The sequence below is a fragment of the Streptomyces sp. NPDC055632 genome, from assembly GCF_053618675.1.
Window position 1 is genome coordinate 1 of sequence record NZ_JBSHHY010000070.1, and the last position, 17,154, is coordinate 17,154.

Annotated in this window: 13 protein-coding genes and 1 pseudogene; 5 read left to right on the plus strand and 9 right to left on the minus strand. The window is 69.3% G+C overall.

The features are described from left to right. Positions 1 to 87, plus strand: a pseudogene (locus ACWGSR_RS36865) (transposase); the annotation flags it as partial. 89 nt (positions 88 to 176) lie between these two features. Then, entirely contained in the window at positions 177 to 1,922 is a 1,746-nt protein-coding gene (locus ACWGSR_RS36870) for a zeta toxin family protein (protein WP_453573639.1), read from the plus strand. Here ACWGSR_RS36870 and ACWGSR_RS36875 read toward each other — a convergent pair. Beyond that, positions 1,886 to 2,131, minus strand: a complete 246-nt coding sequence (locus tag ACWGSR_RS36875; RefSeq protein ID WP_453573641.1) for a hypothetical protein — start codon at positions 2,129 to 2,131, stop codon at positions 1,886 to 1,888. The two genes, ACWGSR_RS36870 and ACWGSR_RS36875, sit on opposite strands and share 37 nt — an antisense overlap. 148 nt (positions 2,132 to 2,279) lie before the next feature. Between ACWGSR_RS36875 and ACWGSR_RS36880 the strand changes: the two genes are divergently transcribed. Then, positions 2,280 to 4,961, plus strand: a complete 2,682-nt coding sequence (locus tag ACWGSR_RS36880; RefSeq protein WP_453573644.1) for an ATP/GTP-binding protein — start codon at positions 2,280 to 2,282, stop codon at positions 4,959 to 4,961. A 357-nt stretch (positions 4,962 to 5,318) separates the two neighbouring features. On the opposite strand, the gene ACWGSR_RS36885 is transcribed toward ACWGSR_RS36880, so the two are convergent. The 8 genes from ACWGSR_RS36885 to ACWGSR_RS36920 all read right to left on the minus strand — a co-directional run bounded on the left by ACWGSR_RS36885 (position 5,319) and on the right by ACWGSR_RS36920 (position 15,650). Continuing rightward, the gene (locus ACWGSR_RS36885) at positions 5,319 to 6,140 is read right to left on the minus strand and encodes a nucleotidyl transferase AbiEii/AbiGii toxin family protein (protein ID WP_453573647.1); all 822 of its coding nucleotides are present in this window, start codon (positions 6,138 to 6,140) and stop codon (positions 5,319 to 5,321) included. Positions 6,141 to 6,347: 207 nt separating this feature from the next. Beyond that, positions 6,348 to 7,508, minus strand: coding sequence for a type IV toxin-antitoxin system AbiEi family antitoxin domain-containing protein (locus tag ACWGSR_RS36890; RefSeq protein ID WP_453573650.1), 1,161 nt, complete (start codon positions 7,506 to 7,508; stop codon positions 6,348 to 6,350). Between the two features lie 841 nt (positions 7,509 to 8,349). After that, positions 8,350 to 9,114 carry a hypothetical protein gene (locus ACWGSR_RS36895; RefSeq protein WP_453573653.1) on the minus strand — a complete coding sequence of 255 codons (765 nt, stop codon included), beginning with the start codon at positions 9,112 to 9,114 and terminating at the stop codon, positions 8,350 to 8,352. 169 nt (positions 9,115 to 9,283) lie between these two features. After that, positions 9,284 to 9,757 (minus strand): hypothetical protein, encoded by a 474-nt coding sequence (locus ACWGSR_RS36900; protein WP_453573656.1) that lies wholly within the window; start codon positions 9,755 to 9,757, stop codon positions 9,284 to 9,286. A gap of 300 nt (positions 9,758 to 10,057) precedes the next feature. Further along, on the minus strand, positions 10,058 to 10,900 hold the full coding sequence (locus tag ACWGSR_RS36905) for a DciA family protein (protein WP_453573659.1): 843 nt from the start codon (positions 10,898 to 10,900) through the stop codon (positions 10,058 to 10,060). Next, positions 10,897 to 13,497 carry a hypothetical protein gene (locus ACWGSR_RS36910; RefSeq protein WP_453573662.1) on the minus strand — a complete coding sequence of 867 codons (2,601 nt, stop codon included), beginning with the start codon at positions 13,495 to 13,497 and terminating at the stop codon, positions 10,897 to 10,899. The genes ACWGSR_RS36905 and ACWGSR_RS36910 overlap by 4 nt, the downstream gene beginning before the upstream one ends. Positions 13,498 to 14,317: 820 nt before the next feature. Then, positions 14,318 to 15,106: a GntR family transcriptional regulator gene (locus ACWGSR_RS36915; protein WP_453573665.1), complete on the minus strand. Its 789-nt coding sequence runs from the start codon at positions 15,104 to 15,106 to the stop codon at positions 14,318 to 14,320. Continuing rightward, a complete protein-coding gene (locus ACWGSR_RS36920) occupies positions 15,096 to 15,650 on the minus strand; it encodes a GntR family transcriptional regulator (RefSeq protein ID WP_453573668.1) in 555 nt (184 codons plus the stop codon). The genes ACWGSR_RS36915 and ACWGSR_RS36920 overlap by 11 nt, the downstream gene beginning before the upstream one ends. A gap of 113 nt (positions 15,651 to 15,763) precedes the next feature. On the opposite strand from ACWGSR_RS36920, the gene ACWGSR_RS36925 reads away from it, so the two are divergent. Next, positions 15,764 to 16,018 carry a helix-turn-helix domain-containing protein gene (locus tag ACWGSR_RS36925; protein ID WP_453573671.1) on the plus strand — a complete coding sequence of 85 codons (255 nt, stop codon included), beginning with the start codon at positions 15,764 to 15,766 and terminating at the stop codon, positions 16,016 to 16,018. A gap of 277 nt (positions 16,019 to 16,295) precedes the next feature. After that, positions 16,296 to 17,099, plus strand: a complete 804-nt coding sequence (locus ACWGSR_RS36930; protein ID WP_453573674.1) for a hypothetical protein — start codon at positions 16,296 to 16,298, stop codon at positions 17,097 to 17,099. Positions 17,100 to 17,154 lie beyond the last annotated feature (55 nt).

A 17,154-nucleotide genomic window follows, 5' to 3' on the forward strand; every position in this document is an offset into this window, starting at 1 on the left:
GGTCTCCGCCAGATTCAGTACCGAAGCGACGTCATCGACGGCTGCCTTACCGCGACCGGCCTCACACTCACGACATCACGCCTATAACCTCAGTAGCTGAGGAACAGCACGAGGCAATCCTGAGGGCGGAGATCCTGCCGGCCTGGACTCGGGACGCCGTCCCGCAGGACCGACCGGTGGTCGTGATCGTCGCCGGACCTGCGGGCAGCGGGAAGTCGGAGCTGTGCGACCTCCTGCTGACGGTACTTGGCCGCCGGGGCGGCGCGGTCCTGATCGGCCGCGACCTCTACAAGAAAGCCCACCCCCTCTACGCCGGTCTTATGGGCGGCGATGACCGGACGGCCGGAGTGCGGGTGCGCCCGGATGTCCTGCGGTGGCAGGCCGAGGTCGAGACGTATGCCCGGGCCCAACGATTCGACGTGGTGCTGGAAGAGCCGGTCGCCGACGTGGCAGAGGCGTGCGCAAGGACCGGCGCGTACCGTGCGGACGGCTACCAGGTAGAGCTGGTGGCGCTGTCCACGGCGGAGGCCACCGCACAGCTCAGCGCACTGGACCGCTACCTGGACCAAGTCGCCGAGGACGGCGCCGGCCGCTACGTCTCCTCGGACAACTTCAACCGGTGTGCACGCAACCTGCCGCTCCTCTTGCAGGTCGTGGAGGCCGAGCGACTCGTCGACCAGGTGATGGTGGTGCGCCGCGGCCTCCAACCTCTGTACCTCAACGAGCTCACCGACGATTCCTCCTGGAGCCGCATGCCTGCCGCGGCCCAGGCGCTGACCGGGGACTGGGCCCGGCCGTGGACAGCGCCGGAGACTTGGCGCTTCCGCCGCCAGATCGCCGGTGCGCAACAGCAGCTGCACCCTTCCGTGCTCACGCCACAGCAGCGTCTGGCGGTGGCCGGCGGCATGGAGCGCGCCTTCGCGCTGGCCGAGCCGGTACGCCGCATCGCCCAGCCGCTCCCGGGCTCGCCCGGCGTCGACTACCACCGTCTGTCTCCCAGCGAGCACACGTGGATCTTCGACGAGCTCATCGTCCCGATGTATCTGAGCTCCATCACCCCGCAGGACGACCCGGTCACCCTGTACGTGATGGGCCCGCAGGGAGTCGGGAAGAGCTACACGGCACGCTTGCTGCGCCGCGCACTGCGCCGACGCAGGCCCACCCGGATCGAGGGTGGCCTCTTCAAGATGCTCCACCCCGACTACCACCGGCTCCTGGAGGAGCATCCGCGTACGGCCTCCGCCCGCATCCGACCCGACTACCGGGGATGGCAGGAGATGGCCGAGGCGTACGTACGGGCGCGCCGCGGGGACATGCTGGTCGAGATCGCCCCAGACAGCGTCAGCCACTTCCTCGATGGTGCGCGCCGCCATCACCGCGAGGGCCGACGCGTCGAGCTGATCGCGATCGGGGCGCGCGCCGTGGACAGCCGGCTGGGCACCGCGACCCGCTGCGCCGAGGTAGCCCGCCTGGGAGGAAGCCCGAGATTCACCACGGCCGCCGCCCACGACGTGACCTTCAGGGTTGTTCCCGAGGCGGTCCGCGCGGCCGAGCAATCGCCGTACGTGCACAGCGTCTCCGTCGTCCGCAGAGACCTGACCGCCGTGTACCGCAACGAACGCACCGCAGACGGATTCTGGAAGAGGCTCCCCCGGGGCGGAGACGTCCTGGAGGCCGAGCAGTACCGCCCGTACACGCCAGCCGAAGCCGGCCAGCTCCTGGCCACCCTCCAGCGGCTGAAGAGAGAACTCCCCCAGTATCGGTCGGATCTGATCGACATTGCCGCGCTGGCCTGGCCGCTGATGCCCGCCCACCTGCAGCCGCGCACCCTCGCCCCCACGGCCTCCACGGCGCCGCTGCTGCCAGTGCTTCAGCAGGGTTGCTGCTACTGGCCGCCGAGCTCCTGGGGCCGAGCCGCGTAACGGGCCGCGATCTCGTCCACTTCCTCCGGGCTGGCGTCCGTGAGCGCCTCCAGATCGACGCCGCACGCGGCGAGCCCCTCCTGCAGCACCCTGAGGCGCTCCGGTGCAGGCCCGCCGGTGCGCTGCTCCTTCATGAGCTGTGTCGAGTACCAGCGGGCCGCCTTCTTCACGAGTTCTTCGGCGGCCTCGGGGCTCACGTGCTCTGACAAGGGGTGTCCTTAACGATGGGGATGCAATGGCGTCATTGTCTCTGGCCAGCACCCGGGACAGGTTGACTGCGTTGGACAGAACGGCGATGTCGCACGGCCGGGCCGCCTAGGGTGGTACCGCCGATGATCTTTCCTGGGGGGACCGACCGTGGCCGATCTGCGTGCGCTGTTCAGCTCCAACGACCCGTCGCCGTTCGACGTCGCGGAGGCGTTCACCGACCGGCACAGCCAGTGGATCCTGGTGGCCGCCGCGCTGGAGGAGCACCTGCGCCGCGTCGCTGGCCCCTCCTTCGAAGTGGAGGACCTCGAGGCCCCCCGCAGCAACGTGCTCGTCTTCCACGGTGTGGGCGGTGTCGGGAAGTCGACCCTGCTCCGCAAGATTGAGGCCGCGCTCACCGCCGCTGAACACCGCCCTGAACAATGGGGCGCTCCCACCTGGACGGACCAGGTACTGCCCATCCGGATCGACCTGTCGAGGGCCGCGTCGACCGGCTCGGACTTCGAGCGGGTCATCCTGACGATCCGCCTCGCGCTCGCCGGGGCCCTGGGCCGGCCGATGCCGTCCTTCGACGTGGCGCTGCGGCACTATTGGGAGCACGTCCACCCTGGCGAGCCGCTGGACGAGTGCATCCGGCGTTCCGGGCTGGCCGGGAAGTTCGCGGAGATGCTGCCTCAGCAGCTGCAGGCCGGGGTGGGGGAGGTGGCCGCCGCCTTGGCGCTGCCCAGCCTGGTCGGCTCGGCTGCCGGACAGCTCACCTCGGCGCTGGTGAACGCACTGCGTGAGCGCCACGAACGCGCCCAGGCCCTGGCCGGCGCCACGCGCACGGCAGCCCTGCTGGAGGCCCCCCCTGACCTGGAGGCGCTGTCCTACTACCCGCACCTGCTGGCCTGGGACCTGAGCCGGCTGCCCGCGAAGAAGCGCATCGTGCCAGTGGTTCTGCTGGACACCTTCGAGGACACCGCCGACCGCCACCGGGACTTCGAGCGTCTGCTGCAGCGCCTGGTCTGGCTCATGCCCGGCACCTTCTTCGTCATCGGCGGCCGCAGTCGGCTGCCGTGGGCGGACCCCGCGCTGCAAGGCCAGCTCGACTGGACCGGCCCCGCCGCCTGGCCCGGCCTGGCCGCCTCCTCCGCCTCCCTGACGGTCCCGCAGCCGCGGGCAGCCGGCTCCGGCGCACGGCAGTATCTGGTCGGCGATCTCTCCCCTGAGGACTGCGAGGCCCACCTCGCTCGCCATCTGGTCCAAGACGGCCAGCCCCTCATCGACGCCGACATCCGGGCCGCGATTACCGCCCGCTCCCACGGCCTGCCCCTCCACCTCGACCTCGCCGTCTCCCGCTTCCTGGAGATCCGTCGCACCGGCCGCACCCCCGTCCCGGCTGACTTCGACTGCACCTTCCCCGCACTCCTGGCCCGCACCCTGTCCGACCTCACCCCCGAAGAACGCCACCTGCTGCGCAGCGTCGCCCTGCTGGACGCCTTCGACCTCGACCTGGCCACCCGCACGGCCGGCCTCACCCAGCAGGCTCCGGCCCGGCGCCTGGTCGACCGGCCCCTGGTCAACGAGAACACGTACGCCCTGTGGCCCTATCACCTGCACCGTGCGATCCGCAGCGCCGTCCGCGACGACGACCACAGCGACGACCGCTGGACCCCGGCCGACTGGGACCAGGCCGCCACCCGAGCACTGGCCGTTCTCGGCGACCAGTGGATGAAGGCCGCCGCGCTCGGCCCCAGTCGCATGCTCCTGGTCGCCTGCCTGCGCCAGGGCCTGCGCCTGGCCCGCGAGTACCGCCTGAGCGACCTGGGCTGGCTCACCGCCGCCGCCTACGCCTACACCGACGACTCCGTATGGGAGCCCCTCTCCCTGCCCACCGACACCACCGCCGACCCGGCACCGGATACCCCCGCCGACGCGCTGGCCGAGCTCCTCACGACGATCGCCCGCCGCCAGCACGAACACCGCCAGCGCACCGCCGACCGCCTCACCGCCGTCCTCGACAGCGGCCTGCTGCCCACTGAACTCACCGAAATGGGCTTGTACTACCGGGCCAAGGCGTACAAGGACCTCAGCCAGAACCAGGCCGCCCGCGTAGGAATGCAGCAGGTCGCCGACGCGGGCGGCCGGTACGCGCCCCGAGCTCGCCGGGGACTTGCCAACCTGGCCCGCCTCGCCGGGGACTTCCCCACCGCGCTGGCCACCGTGCCCAGCCTGGGCTGGAAGGGCCGCCACCACCGCGTCCTGGGCGACATCCACTGGTCCCAGGCCGACACCACCCAGGCCGTCGTCGCCTTCGAAGCCGGCCGCACCGAAGCCGAGCAGTACGGCGCCGCCGGCGAACGCGCCATGATGCAGGTCCGCCTCGCCCTGGCCGTCTCCTTCGCCGACCCCGTCCGGGCCGAGGACGAACTCGCCCTCGCCCACCAGCTCCTTAACGGCCTCGACCAGCGCTCCAACACCCTCCTCGCCCAGGTCGTCACCCTGATCAAGGACGCCGGAACCAGCGGCGTCACCGACCGCGCCCAGAACCTGCACAGCGACATCGAGGCCGCCGGACTCCCCTTTCTCCACCGCTTCGTGGAGCTCGCTCTCGCGTTCCACCACGCCGTCCGCGGCGAAGAGCAGGACCTGACCACCGGCATCAGCCGACTTCGTGTGCTCACCGCGTCCGGTGACTTCGCCTACTTCACTGACATCGCCCACTTCATGGCCAGCCTGCCCCTGCCGGGTCCGTCCTCCACCACCTGGGTCGACGGTTCAGGCCCCGTCCGTGCCCGCTGGCGGCAGCTCGTCCAGGACCGGCGTGCTCTGCTCGGAGTCACCGAGTAGGCGCCGGATAGCGGGAGAACAAGAACAAGAAGGCCCGCGCACCTTGCGGTGAGCGGGCCTAAGAAAAGAGGGGCAGTGGCCGGTGACGGCGAGTGCCCCTTCAAGTAGGCACCGACTGTACGCCCGAAGGTCGCGAAGCGAAAGGACACTCGCCACGATTCCCCACCTGGCTGGCTCTGCGCCGGGCGGCGGTCAGGGCCGGTGCCCGCATGGCACTCGCGGCTACTCCACCAGGCGTGCGATGAAGGCAGAGTCGAGGGCCTGGACGCGGCCCTCTTCAGAGGGTTACCTCAGAGGGATACCCAAGACCACAGAGTGGGCGGGATTCGCCACGCGCCCGGTTATTGGGACGCGAACCTATTCCTGGATCCACTCCTTCTTCTCCGGGCTCCAGGTCCCAGAGAAAGCAGGCCCGAGAAGCGGCGTGATGAAGACATGTGCGGAAACAGCCGCTTCGTCCCATGTTGCGCAGCCGACGAGTCCAGCTACTTCCTTGGCGGCTTTGGCGTAGCCGGTGCGCCAGGAGCTATCGGGCATCTCGAACGCGGACGGCAATCGCAGCTCCGTCGTGGTAGCTCGGGCAATGCGGTGGGCGGCCTCGCTGTGCAGGGCGTGGTGGGCGTCCGCAGCGACGATCGCTTCGTTCTGGCTGATGAGGAGAATGTCGGCCAGATCTCGATATCGGCTGGATGGAGCGCCGGCCTGGTGCCACTCGTACATGGCGCAGATCTTGTCCGCGAGGTGGTCGACGACAGGGTACAGCCGCACCTTGGGCCAGTCGGTCGGCCAGGGGAGGGCGGGCCGCGGCATGAGCCGAAAGTCCTCTGGTCGCGCGGTCACGTTTTTGTCGACGACGAGGTCGACGCTGATCGAGTCCAGCTTGCGCGGGCCGATGTAGACGTCGAAGGACTGGTTGATGCTGTCGTCACCAGTACCTTGGAGCCGCATCCTCTGAGGAACGAAGCGCAGATGGTCACCGAGGTCGATGGCGACTGCGGCCAGCAGAGCGTCCAGCGCCTCCTGCACTGTCCCGGACAGACGCTGAAGGTCGATGTCCCTGCTCAGACGTGCATTTCCGGGGTACCGAACGAGGAGAGCCTGGCCACCTTTCAGAAGCCACCCGTCAGGCTCGGCGGTGAACACACGCGCAGTCAGTCTTTGGAAGTAGAAGCCGCGCATCAGGAACTGTGGTGACCCGCCGTCCTTCTGGGCAACTCGTTTGGCGTGCTGCTTCAGGGCCGTTTCAAAGGCAACAGGGCTGGTATAAACCTTGTCGTTCGTGCTGATCGTGACTCCCCGGGCTTTGGTTGCAGACTGCTCAGGGTATGTCTGTCGATCTTGCTGATACTAGAGGTTTGCTGTTTCTGAATCCGTTATGGGACCGCTCTAGCCGTTCTCGGGATCCGTCTCCGCATCGTCCGGGGCGGGCTCGACCTGTGCTTCCAGAAGAGGGCGTGCGGGAAGGCCAGCACGTACGGGCGCCGTGATCGCCGCCCTTCTGGCGCTGGCGAGCGCGGCCGACAGGCGTTGAGTCATATCCGGCAGCACGGCAGCGTCCCTACTGCGATCAGCCATGGCAGCCTGAACATAGTCCGGCAGCTGCTGCTCAAGGGCTCTGAGGTAAGTCTGGGCGGGGCTCTGGCGCGCGACATCTGCCAGCGCCCTCCGCAGCGCCTCCCCCGGAGCGTTGAGGAGCGCAGCCGACACCAGCTCGTCGAGCCCTGCTCGCGAGGCGTGTCGCTGGTGAAGTGCCGCGAGCGCGGCAGCGAGCGCGCTGGACTTGCCTGAACCCATCGGCGCATGGAGTGTAGCCAGGGCGTCGATCACCGGGTCGGGGTCGATCGCCGAGGTGAGAACGGCACGTTCCCCAGCTGCGGTGAGCCTCTCATCCCGGAGGGTGAAGCCGGCCTGTTCCGCAAGGAAGTTGAGCAGCGTGGATCCGCTGCTGTGGCTGGGAAGACCATAGGCGCGCGCGTATGGCTGAACGCGCTCGGCTAGGACACGTGTATCGGTGAGTCCGCGCTGGTCAGCATCGGCCAGAACTCGCCCGATGTGGCCGCCGTCTGCACGGCTGCGCAGAAGGTCGCAGATCGTGCGGTCCACCGTGGTCACCGGCAGGCCGTCGACAACGTTCACGTCATCGAAAGGAACGGTTGCCTTATGGAAGGTAACGCCACTTTCACGAGTGGTCCTCCGGACAGGCACAGAGATCTCGACGACATCTGCCGGGATATCTCCAATGTCATAAAGCTGACAGGCTGACGCATGCGAGACGATGCCGGACCGCTCGCCATCCATCGGCCGCTCCCAAGCGCGGACGCCTGGATCCAGGCGCAGCCAGGCCGCCTTGACCTCGAGATGAGGAGTCGGCGTCCCGCCAGCTACCTGATAGACGCCGTGGGCGACACGCATGAGGAGCTCGGCATCGAGCAGGCGTGCGAGGTCCACTCGTGAGAGCCCGGCCGCCTGGGCCTGCCGAGCGGTAACCAGGCCCCATTGGTCTGCGGCGATGACGCCAAGTTGCATGATGGCCTCTGTGCGCTCCATACAGCAATAGTATCGCCTGGAGCCTTTCTGTGCAGCGTTTGCAACATCTAGGAAGTTACAAACGCTGCGCATGGGGTCGCTCCATCGATACTTTCGCTGTCAAAGAGCGGCCTGGGTGAGCAGGAGCCGGACCTCAAGCCTCAAGCGTTGGTAACTCTCTGTAGTTGCTGATGGCGTGGCCCGGCCGTGGTAAACCTTCCCGAGCCGCCTCGCCAAGCACAGCCGCGGGGGGCCGCCTCCTCACCCGTTGGGGTCACCGTTGCTGTGGCGCCTTGCGCCGCCGTCTCGCCGCGGGTTTCGATGTAGCCGGTCTCGTGAACGCCCGGCCGCGCGATGGAAGACGCCCCCGCACTCTTTCGCCGAGGACCGGCCAGAAGCATCACCGCCCGTACGACACCTGCTGTCCCACCGCACCAAAGCGCTCGCCGCCGGGGGCCGGTGTGGCGCGGAGCAGCGACCACGATGCCTCAGGCCGCCCTGGCCCTCACCGAAGACCGCCGCCACAGCACCGGCGAGTCCCACCAAGCTCTCCACCCTCTCCTCACGGACGCCGGCCAGCCGCTCACCATTCCTGCGGCCCGTCATCCGGAGCAGGCACAGCTAGAGGCTGCGGTCTTCCTCGCCTGTTGCAAGATCGGCAGTCTCTCCAAGCACCCCCTGGGCATCGTCCAGGTGCGTCCAGAGGAAGACCGGCTCACCCTTCGGCTCCTCGGCGAGCCGTACATCGTCCACCACTGGGCCGACTTCCTCCTCCCCCGGCTGACCGGCGAAGAGAGCGACCACCCACAGGACCGCGTCTCGGGGGTGGCCGGCCTCCGCTACCGCCGCGAGAGCCGCGGCATCACTCTTTACCGTCCCGCCGCTCCGTCCCCGCACCCGGGACGGCGGCCGACTGACGAAGACGCGCCCGTACACGGGCGGCGTGCCGGGCGGCCGGGCCCGGCGTCCACAGGCCGGCCCGCAGCTCCGAGGCCGCCCAGGTCAGGCCGTTGACCGCGTACTCGACGGTGTCGGCCCAGCGCGGCCAGTGGCCGTCGCGGTAGGGGCCGGAGGCCAGTGCTCGGCAGCGGTCGCCGAGCAGCAGCGGCGGCGGGGGCGTGCCGTCGGGGGTGTCGAGGAGCTCGTGGTTTTCCGTCTCGTCCTGGAGCAGGTGCCAGGCCGCGATCCACCGGGCCGGCTCCAGGAGCTGCGCCTCGCGGCGCTGGACCCGGTCCCAGCCGCCGGGCACGCCGGTCGGCCACTTGGGCAGAGGCTCGGTGTAGAGGTCCTGGTGGCGAGCGCCGCCCAGCCACCACAGCGGCCGGTCCAGCGCCACCTCGTCCACGAGGATCTGGTCCGTACGGGCCGCCCGCCACAGGGCCAGCGCCAGCAGCATCGAGGCCGGCATCCATTTTGTCCGCCGCTCCTCACGCCCTGCCGGGTCGTCGACGATGACCCCGCCGTCCTCCTCGATGCGCTCGATGTCGCCGGGGTCGTAGCCGATGTGCCGCTTCGTCAGCGCCCATGCCAGCCGCCGCACCCGGGGCCACGCCCCCTCGTCGTACTCCCGCTCGTGCGCGGCCTCCCACGCCTCCGCCCCCGCCACCACGAACTTCCCGCCCCTCACCTGTCCGGATCGACCGGGTCTCACGGTAGTGGCCGGCGGATACCCCTCACCGCCACGGCGCTGATCACGGGGGTATGCCGATCGGCATCGGCATTTCGCCTCGGCTTCCTCCGGCCGGGCGCCGGCGAGCGCGGGAACCGAGCTCGCCGACGGGCCGGACTCCGCCGGTCTACCAGTGGTTGTTGGTGATGGTGATGTTCGCCGCGTTGTTGGCGTTCCCGATCGAGCCGGACCCGTTCACCACGGCCATGTCACCCGACACCGTCGTGCCGGTGAAGGTCATGTCGGTCTCCATGCCGTCCTTGTCGAAGGCCCGGAAGTCGTCCAGGGCGTCGGGGTAGGCGAGGAGGTGCGCGGCGAGCGTCCGGCTCCAGACCTCCGACTTCGCATCGACCAGGTTGCCGTAGTCGGGGTCCGTCCACCCGATGCCGAAGGTGTTGCCGTACGTGGTGGCGAGCTCGTCGGCGTCCCGCCCGAAGGCCTCGAGGTCCCGGGCGACCGTGTCGCGGTTCTTCTCGCGACGGGTCAGCCACAGGAAGGCCTGCTTCGCCGGGATCTTGCCGCGCTTGCCGACCGCGTACAGCATGTTCGAAGCGACGCCCATGGTCAGGCCCATCACGGTCGGGTCGGTAAGGATTTCCACCGTTCGTACCTCCAGCTCGCCGCGTCTGATGCGCGGGTCTGAAGGCAGGGTTCACCGAAGCCGAACGGCGGCGCAAATGGCTCCGGACTCACGTTTACGCAGGTCAGAGCGCCTATATCCCTCGGGGGCCCGCCGGAAGCGTATGCGGCGGGCAGGTACCTCATCCGGGAGACACGCTTACCGTTACCAAATGGATACGTTGAGTCAGGGTGAGGGGCACCCCGTGACCGCCTCCGGCCTGAACAACGGCGAGTTGGCGATGAACGACGCCACCCGCCCCGCACCAGTTCGCGGAAGTACTCATCCGGCCTGCCGCAGCGCGGGTGCGGCGGGAGGCACCGTCCGTCCGGCGCGTTCGGCGCGGGCCCGCTGGATCGCGGCGGCGCGTACGGCTTTGGCGCTCTGGCGCTGCTGGGCGCGGACGTCTTCGAGGGACGGCGGCACCTCGTCCTCCAGGTCCTGCTCGACGTCGGGGAAGGCGCGGTCGGCGAGTTCGCGCCGGGCCTGCTCCTGGCGTTCGACGGCGGCGGCCAGGGCCGGGTCTTCTTGGCGGGGCGGGGCGACCGCGCGGTGGGCTTCGAGGGCCCGGCGGTAGCCGGCCGACGCGGTCTCGCGCGTCTTCACCGGCCCGGCCGGTACGGTCGGCCGCAGGGCCGGATCGGCGGCGGCCGGGAACGTCGTCGCCGTAGTAACGGTGCAGACGGCGGGCACCAGGACGTTGACCGTCCGGACGTTCGCCTCGGGCACCGCCTCGTTGGCGGCCGCGATGAGCTTCGGCGCGATCCAGCGGGTCTGCGTGGCGTACGCGGGGGCGTCGGGGACGACGTCCAGGCGGCCGGACTCCTCGTCGTACGCGACGGCCCGAACGTGCCCGGCGAGTTCGGGCGCGGCCGTGGTGAGGATGGTGTCCCACTGGGCCAGGACGCTGCCGCCGGCGGCCGGGGCGATCAGGCCGCGTTCGGTCATCATCATGCCGATGGCCGTGCCGAAGGCGAGGGGCGCGCGGCCGTCGCGGACGACGGTGGTGGTCCGCCGCCGCGGCTTCTGCCGGACCTCGGACCTCTTCGCCTTGGCCGCCTCGCGGGCGGCGAGGAGGGCCTGGCGGGCGAGGTCGACGCCGCTCGTCTCCGGTGCGGGGCTCACGCGATCACCTCCAGGGCCTCGCCGTCCAGCGGGCGGGCGGCGAGCTCGGGCAGGCGCTGCGCCCAGGGCGCGGGCCGGACCGGGGCGGGACGGGCCTGGGTGTGCAGCTGCTCCAGCCGTACGGCGAGCAGGTGCTCGGCGGTGCGGGTCTGGGCCTTCGCGGCGGCTTCGGCCGCGGCGCGCTGGGCGTCGTCGCTGTCGGGCAGGGACCGGAACCAGGGCTTGGCGAGCTCGGTGGCGTACGCCTTGCGGGCCTCGGCCTGGGCCTCCTCGCTGCGCCCCAGCATCGCCAGCGCCTGGTCCCGGTACTCCACGATCGCGCTTTCGGCGATCACGAACGCGTTGTGCGCGGCGGTGTCCCGGGTGGCGTCCGGGCCGGCCGCTTCCAGGTCCGCCAGGCTGGTCATCTGCAGGAACTGCTTCCATCCGGCGGCGATGTCGGTCTCGATGGCTGTACGGACCTCGGCGGCGACGGCCGCGACGGCGACCGGGTCGGTCAGGTCGGCCGACCAAGTGGCCGCGAGGAGACCGGTCTCGCCGATCAGGGCCTCGGTCTGCCGCCGGTGGTCGCACGCCTCGCACAGCCCGGCTGCCCGCTGTCGGCCGCAGTCCTCGCACGCCACGGCCTGTCTCGCCGTCGCCTCGGCCGCCGCCCGCTCTCGCTCGATGACGGCCTGCGCCTCGGCCTCGGCACGGAACGCCGCCCGACGCGCCTCTCGCTCCTGGGCCTCGGCCTGACGGGCCACCAGGTCGGCGGCTTCGGCCTCGGCGTGACGGCGCAGCCGGGCCTCGATCTCGGGGTAGCGGGCGTCCGTGTCCAGGCCGGGGAGCTCCTGGTCGACCTCGGCCGCGATCCGTACCCGCCACGCCCTCCGGGAGTGCAGGATGTTGGCGCAGTTGTCGCAGTCGGCGCCGGTGTCGATCCGGGCGCCGTCTTCGCACCGCACGTCCGAGCACGACGGTCGGCGCACCAGCCCGCGGTGGGTGATCCAGCCGTACGGGCTGGTGATCAGGGCCTCGCCGCCGGTCTCCGCGAGCCGGGACTTGAGTCGGGCGGCCAGCGCCGAGGGGGCCTGCGCCTGCCACTCCAGCACGTGCCGCAGCTGCGCCAGCTCGCTCTTCGTGGCCTCCGCGACCCGCTTCTGCTGCCAGCGGTTCAGCCCCTGCCACAACCACGTCACCGGCGCCAAAGCCACCCGCAGGTCAAGATCGGCCGGAAGCTCCGACCGCCCCCGCTGCTGCGCCTTTCCACCGCCGACGACCGTCAGCCGGGCACCGGCACCAGCGGCGACGCCGCCTTCCTGCTCCTGCTCGTCGACCGGTGACTTGATGGGCTTTTCCCCGCGGAGCGGGCCCACCTTGGCCGTCGTGCTCCCGGCCCCGGCAACGGCGGTCTCGCCGTCGACGGCCTGGTCCTCGCGCATGCACGCGCGGTCCGGCAGATCACCGGACCCTCCACGGCCTTCGCCGGAAAAGCCACCAGAGAGCGAGAGATCAACAACCCCAGTACTACCCAGGTGAGGGTGGTCAGTGTGAAGGGCTGCCGCAACGTCGGGGTCTGCAACATCAGTCCCATCTGTCACAGACGAGCCGCTGATCTGCGCTTCCGTCTCCGGCTCAGGAGCCTCACCAGGCCCTGCCGCAATGTCGGGGTCTGAAAACTCGGGCTCCGGGGCCTCCGCGCGGTCCTCCTGGGCGTGGGAGGCGACCTTATGGCCGTGCGCGGCGGCGACCGCCGGCACCATCAGCCGCGACTGGTTCGGCATGCCCGAGCCCGTCTTTAGTCGGACCCGCAGCACCAGCTCCCGGTCCTCCAGGCGCTCCAGCACCCGCTCCCCCGCCGACGCCGTGCACCCCAGCAGCCGGGCCACCGTCACCGCCGCGCGGCCGCGCCTGGTGTCCACCGTCCCGCCGCACAGCCGTACCCGGCCGGTCTCCCGTGCCTCCAGCACCACCAGCAGCAGCGCGAGGCGGTCCGTCGCCGCACCCCGGCCGGTACGCGTACCAATCAACCCGGGCGGAGTCACTGAACCGTCCCGGTGCTTCCAGCCCGGCGCCATCACGGCCTCGAACAGCCGCTGAAGCGTCGCGTACTCCTTCTTCTTCAGCGCCAACGGGTGTCCGACCACCCCCTGCGCCGCCCACAGCGGCTCCACCCGGCACGTCAGACCGATGTCCTGGCCGAACTCGCCCTCCTCGGTCGCCACCGACACCACGCCCGAACGGCGCAGACCCGACACCACCTCGGAGGCCATGTACGACGCGGACACCCCGATCCACCGGCCCAGCTCCGAGGTACGGATCTGCACCACACCGGTCTCCGATGAGGTCCGTGACGCCAGCACCAGCACCGCCAGGCGCACCGCGTCCGACGCACCGTCCAGGCCTGTCGCATCCAGGAGGATGCGCACCGCCCCACCCAGACGGGCACGTGCGTCCCGACCGAGTGACAGCGGATGACCCGCCGACCGCTCCGGAGCCGGCCCGGCCGGGATGGACCAAAGCCGACGCCGCCTCCCGCCCGACGGGCCACCGGTGAAGTTGTCGACGACATTGTTGACGGAATCGCCCACCGAAGCGGCGTCGGTTGCTGCCACGGTGCTCACCGAGCACCGCCGGATGCCTGTACGACGGAGAAAGAGCCATCACCGAAGACGGCAGACGAGGATGCCCAAAAAGGGTTAAAAGAGGCCAGGCACATGGGGCTGGGGTGGAAAACGGCATAGCAGTACTGCACAATGACTCCTGTCGTGGAGGCATCGCCAAGACGGCACAGCGAAGCCCCCTAGAGGTGCTTCGTGGTTCTGCGGAGAACCAGTACGAGTGTTCGGATCCGGCTGCTAACCGGTCCGGACGACCCCTTCGATCGGGCTGCTAACCCGGTCGGTGTCAGATGGGGGCGCTCGGCCGAGGTGGTGGTACACCTCGGGGACTGAGCGTCCCGGCGGCCATGAGCTCTCGCGAGCGCCGCCTCACGCAGCTAGGACGTAACGGCCTCCAGCGGTGAGGCCTGCCCGCGCCGCCTACCAGCGCGGAAGTCGATGTGCCCCAGCCAGCCCCGGCCAGGAGCGGCCTTATGGAGGTCCTGGAAACGCGAACGCCCCGCCGGAGCGACGCTCATGCGTCGCTGCAACGGCGGGGTGCTGTGTGTCCGCTGGAAGAGACGGGTACTCTTCATCGCGCGACCTCCTTTCCTCTTAAAGGTGGTACGCCGGACCGGGGCAACCCGGTCGAGAGCCCCTGAAGACCCTGGCCGGTCAAGGGGGCTTTTTCTTGTGTACTTGTGGATCGACTCCGAGGACACCCTACTCCCACCACCTGCCAGAGAGTGACGACAGGTAACAACGTGTCGGTCGGATGTGCCGCAGAAGATGTGCTGGTCAGCCTCGGAGACCGGGGCCTGTAGCAACTGACCTATCACGAAAGGCCCTCCGGAGAGGTATCCACCTGCATCCGGTACCGCAGACGGTACCGATGCGCCGCCTTCGTCATCAGCGTGGCTTCGATGGGTCGACGATCGTCCGAGTAGACCACCCGGAAGGAGACCAAGACGGGCATCCCTTTCGGCAGCTCCAGCGCGACGGCCTCTTCCTCGGTGGGGATTTCTGCGGAGACATCGTCGACAGACTCACGAGGGGGGAATCCCATGCTGCTGAGCAGAGCGGGAGTTCCGCCCTTGATGCGTCGGTTCTCCATCATGGGAGTGCCTTCGCAGAGGCCGAGCGGGTAGTACGAGCGCGTTAGCTCGGTCGGTTCACCATTTAGGGTCAGGAGCAGCTTGCGCAGGAGAACCTGCTCCACGTCTTCCAGTTCCAGCGCGGCGGCAACTTCGGCCGGGGGCGTTACAACGGCGACGTCCAGAAGCTGTGTACCACCGACCTGGCCACGTTTCGATGCCTCTGTCATCCACTTGTAGGGCTCGCCTGCGTTGGCCGGGGCCATGTAGGCCAGAGGCTCGATCGCCTGCTGTCCGTGCTGCCGTACGTATACGCCCTTTCCCGGACGGCCTTCGATGATCCCCTCGTCCTTCAGTAGCTGTAGAGCCTTCTGGACTGTGACGTTTGAGGGGTTTCCGTACTGTTCCATCAACTTCACCACAGCCGGCAGCTTGGCTCCCGGCTCGAGGTCGCCCCGGAGGATCCCGCGCCGGATATCGGAGGCGATCTTCTGGTAGGGGTCCCTGGTGTCGGTGTACTCACGATTCACGGGACGCTCCCTGTACTAGTCGGTAGGTGAGGTGTCGGTTTGAAGGCATCGTCATGATCGACACCTCGAAGGGAACGCCCTCGGCGGTCGAGCTAGTCCTGACGAGTTTGAGTACTGCACTGCCGGGAGCAAGTCCTAGGTGGGTGGCTTGGCTTTCGGTGGCGGTGGCCGCGTGTACCTGCTCGACCGTCACCTCGCTCAAAAATCCTAGGTCGGCCAGTAGCTTCACCGCTCCGCCAGGGATTTTCCGGGAGTCGGCAAGTCGGGTGCCGACCGCGATGGAGGCGGGGTAGTAGGAGTCAGACAGTTCGACAGCTACCTCGTCCAAGAGGATCAATCGCCGTCGGACTACCACTAGGGAGCCGGGCTCCAGGTGCAATGCCTCCGCCACCTCGACTGGAGGGGGGAGGGCTGTCACCTGCAAGGTTTTCTGGCCGCCGCGACGCCCGTGACGTGCAGCCTCGTCAGTCCAGGCGTTCCCGGAGCCTCCTGGTCGGGGATGGATGTAGGGCCCGGAATCACTGATCCAAGACTGGTCTGACATGGCCTTCCCCTTCCGCGGTTGATCTCCAACGACCTTACTGCCATACGTGCACAAGCGTTATGCAGAGCATACCTGCTTGCATAGTATGCAGGTATGCGAGTACGGTACGAGCCATGGAAGCCACGGAAACCACGGAAGTGGGACCCGGTGAAGTAGAGCTGGCTGCCGGCGAGTACGTCCGGGTCAGCACCATCGCCGAGTACTTCGACATCGGCCTCTCGACCGTCTACCAGGCCATCGAGCAGGGTGACCTGCCCGCCATCGGTGTGGGCAACGGTTCGAAGAAAGCCCTCCGAGTGAGGCTCAGCGACGTACTTGCGTACGAGAAGAGCCGCCGGATCAAGCCCAAGAACGCGCCGACCCTCTAGTCGAAGCGCAGTTCTCACAGGACGCACCAAACGAGCACCACCGCACCATCGCGAAACAGCGGGTTCCGCCTCTCCGGGGGCGGCGGTCTCCTCTTCGGAGGTGACGGCAGTGGGGTCGAGCTCAGCTCCCCCGGCGACTCGTTCCAAACCGAATAGCTCCACCTTGATCTACCCCGTACAGCGCTGCTGCGCTGTCCGTCCGTCAGGAACCACCTGCCGAAGGGTCGGCCTGACGTGGCGGAGAAAGCAGCACCGCGCCCAACGTCAGGAGGACCCGATGCCCCGTACCCGTCCCGGCCGCGTCCGGACCAAGCACACCAACCGCCGCCCGGCACTGCTGCTCAGCACCATGGCCCCCGAGGACTTCAACATCCGTCCCGGCGAGACGAAGTCGATCGCCTGTCCGGACTGCCGTACCTGGCGCCGGATCATGGGCGAGACCACCCTCACGATCCGCGAGCACGGCCTCCCCGGCCAGGAAAAGATCAAGGAGGGGGAGAAGCGTCCCCTCTGCCCCGGCAGCTACCAGCTCGTGATCGCCGACATCGACGTCCGGCGCTGGCAGGCCCGGCAGAACCGCCTCCTGCGCGACGCGATGCCGCAGGAGAACCGCCGCGCCGCCCAGCAGTACTACAAGCCGCTCCCCGCCCCGGCCGCTCCGGTCTCCCGGATCAAGGCCGAGGTCACGCTGGAGACGGCCCGCCAGTCCTACCTCTCCCACCGCAAGGGCTGCGTCCGGTGCGACGGCGGCCGGCACTGCACGGACGGCGGGATCCTCGCCCGCCGCTTCGTCGCCGCGCTCCAGCAGGAGCCCGCCCGCCGCGAGGCCCACGCGGAGCAGGAGCGCCTGGAGCACCGTGCCGCGCGGAAGCAGACGGCGCCGGCTATCCGCAAGGCCCAGTGGACCAAGCGCGGCGGCACGGCGGTCGAGATGGCGAACAACCAGTGCCGCCCGGCCGACCTGACGGCGGTCACCGTCTTCCGGCACACCGAGGTTCCCTCGAAGCCACAGAAGGTCGAGGCGCACGACAAGCGGCAGGCCGAGCTGGGCAGGCAGTACGGCCACCGGACGGTCGCCTGATCCGCAGATCGCGACGAACGACCGCGGCCCCGGCCGTCCCCGAGCGCGTCGGGGA

Coding starts and splice junctions, on each gene's coding strand:
- ACWGSR_RS36885 (WP_453573647.1), bottom strand. CDS start 6,140: ATGCGCGGCTTCTACTTCCAAAGACTGACTGCGCGTGTGTTCACCGCC.
- ACWGSR_RS36890 (WP_453573650.1), bottom strand. CDS start 7,508: ATGGAGCGCACAGAGGCCATCATGCAACTTGGCGTCATCGCCGCAGAC.
- ACWGSR_RS36920 (WP_453573668.1), bottom strand. CDS start 15,650: ATGTCAGACCAGTCTTGGATCAGTGATTCCGGGCCCTACATCCATCCC.
- ACWGSR_RS36925 (WP_453573671.1), top strand. CDS start 15,764: ATGGAAGCCACGGAAACCACGGAAGTGGGACCCGGTGAAGTAGAGCTG.
- ACWGSR_RS36930 (WP_453573674.1), top strand. CDS start 16,296: ATGCCCCGTACCCGTCCCGGCCGCGTCCGGACCAAGCACACCAACCGC.